General features: G+C 69.2%; 1 protein-coding gene. It reads left to right on the forward strand.

From position 1 onward, the window contains the following. A partial coding sequence (locus GSF22_RS33955; RefSeq protein ID WP_208817968.1) for an acyltransferase domain-containing protein occupies window positions 1–838 on the forward strand: 838 nt, incomplete at both ends.

Here is an 838-nt window from a genome sequence, read left to right on the forward strand (position 1 = left end):
GCGGTCGAGGAGGTCGCGGCGCATTTCCGGGGGTTGGGTCGTAAGACGAAGCGGCTGTCGGTGTCGCATGCGTTCCATTCGCCGTTGATGGCGCCGATGCTGGACGAGTTCCGTACGGTGGTCGCCGGCCTGTCGTTCTCCGCTTCTGATGCCACTGTCGCGTCGACGGTGACCGGTGAGTTGACGACTGCTGCGGTGTGGGCGGATGTCGACTACTGGGTGGAGCACGTGAAGGCCGGGGTGCGGTTCGCCGACGCGGTCACCGCCAGTGGTGTCAGCACCTTTGTCGAGATCGGTCCGGACGCGATCCTGACCGCGCTCACCGGGCAGGTGCTGGAAGAGGCCACCGCCGTTCCGCTGGTCCGCAGGGACCGGGACGCTGCGCTGACCTTCACCACCGGACTCGGCAACCTGTGGGCCCGGGGCGTGCACGTCGATTTTTCCGCGCTGGTCGCGGGCGGGAAGCGGGTCGACCTGCCGACGTACGCCTTCCAGCACCAGCGGTACTGGCTGGAGGCGACGGCGAGCGTGCCGGCGGATCCGACCGGTCTCGGGTTGCACGCTGCCGAGCATCCGTTGCTGGCGGCGGCGATGAGTCTGGCCGGGGCGGACGAGCACGTGCTGACCGGCCGACTGTCGGTGGCGACGCATCCGTGGTTGGCCGATCACCAGGTGATGGACACGATCGTGCTGCCGGGTACGGCGCACGTGGAACTCGCGTTGCACGCGGGGCACCGGGTCGGTTGCGACACGCTGGACGAGTTGACCCTCCAGGCGCCGCTGGTGCTGCCCGCGACCGGTGCGGTGCACGTGCAGATCACCGTCGGCGAAGCCGACG

This window comes from Micromonospora echinofusca (assembly GCF_017614955.1).
Taxonomy (GTDB): domain Bacteria; phylum Actinomycetota; class Actinomycetes; order Mycobacteriales; family Micromonosporaceae; genus Micromonospora; species Micromonospora echinofusca_A.